A 1,398-nucleotide genomic window follows, 5' to 3' on the forward strand; every position below is an offset into this window, starting at 1 on the left:
CATGACTCTGGATAAAGTCGCTGAGTACGCGGATTGTTCTAAGGGAGTTGTAACTTATTACTTTAAGAACAAGGATAACTTGATTATTGAGGCGTTCAAGGCGTTCTTAGCCTATTATGGGTTGAAGATCAATTCTGAAATTCAGGATACAATGACTGCTGGAGAAATGATCGAGGTCACGCTGAAGCATATCCTCCCACCTGATAGCGATATCCAAGGGTCAATCAATGTGTCGGATCTTGAGGGTATTGAGAAGATGTTCATCCCCCATGAAGATCAAGCCAAACTTTTTCTTCATTTCTTTTCTAGAGCCGTATTGGATCGCAAATTACAAGAAGTAGTTTCAACCGGGTACAAGGAAGATATACAAGGCATAATCAAGATATTTGACTATGGAAACATGTTAGGGCATATGAAGGTGGAGGATTCGGGTAGCGCTGCTTATGGCCTGTTGGCGATGGTGATCGGACTAAGCTTTTTTAGAGTAGCGAATATCCAGCCGTTGAACAGCGAAGATAACCGATATATCTGTGAAGATTATGTCCAAAGATTAATCAAAGGATGAGGGCGATTATGAAAATAACTACAAAAAAACAGAATGATGTAGAAATTGCCATCGTGAGCAGCAATGAGTTGCTCATAACTGATGTTCAGTCGGCATTGGATTTAATAGCAACCGTAAATTATGAAGCACGTTGTGATCGTATCATTTTGAGTAAATCAGTAATATGTGAGGACTTTTTCAACTTAAGTACACGACTTGCAGGAGAAATCTTACAAAAGTTTATTAATTATCATGTGAAAATCGCAATAGTTGGTGATTTTTCTGTGTATGCAAGTAAAAGTTTGCAAGATTTCATCTATGAGAGTAACAAAGGGAAAGATATATTTTTCTTGTCAAATGAACAACAAGCTGTTGATAAATTGAGCATGGGTTAACTCAGAAGTGCGATTCGGAGGAAGGTAGATGTCAGATGCATTAAAGAGCCATGTTGATTATCCAATGGTAAAAATTCCAGGTGGAGAAATTGAATTAAGGGACGATCGAACAAAAAGTAAATGGAAGGCCGTAGTAAGACCGTTCCTCCTTGGCCAGTATCCTGTAACTACGGAATTGTATCTGGCTATTACCGAGAAATCACCTATTTCTGTTGAAGGCGATCAAAAGCCGGTTGTGAATATTTCTTGGAATGATGCAGTTACTTTTTGTAATCTACTTTCTCAGAAAGCTGGATTAAAAGAGTGTTATTCGATAAGTAACGATAGTGAGAATATTACCTGTAATTGGGAATCAGACGGCTATCGCCTACCTTCAGAAGCAGAGTGGCAGTATGCATGTAAAGCAGGAACTACAGGATATAGATACGGAGAGCTTGATAAGATTGCATGGTATAATGA

At 38.7% G+C, this 1,398-nt stretch carries 3 protein-coding genes; all 3 read left to right on the forward strand.

The genetic code is table 11. The annotated features are described in order from the left end of the window. Window positions 1-565: TetR/AcrR family transcriptional regulator (locus AC1DWB_RS35195; RefSeq protein WP_477545709.1), on the forward strand; the 565-nt coding region annotated here is incomplete at its 5' end. Window positions 566-573: 8 nt separating this feature from the next. Continuing rightward, window positions 574-939 carry a DUF4180 domain-containing protein gene (locus AC1DWB_RS35200; RefSeq protein ID WP_477545710.1) on the forward strand — a complete coding sequence of 122 codons (366 nt, stop codon included), beginning with the start codon at window positions 574-576 and terminating at the stop codon, window positions 937-939. A gap of 28 nt (window positions 940-967) precedes the next feature. Beyond that, window positions 968-1,398: formylglycine-generating enzyme family protein (locus AC1DWB_RS35205; RefSeq protein ID WP_477545711.1), on the forward strand; the 431-nt coding region annotated here is incomplete at its 3' end.

Source organism: Paenibacillus sp. P4_E11 (genome assembly GCF_056401635.1).

Excerpts from the sequence above, each read along its gene's own strand:
- AC1DWB_RS35200 (WP_477545710.1), top strand. The coding sequence starts at position 574 with ATGAAAATAACTACAAAAAAACAGAATGATGTAGAAATTGCCATCGTG.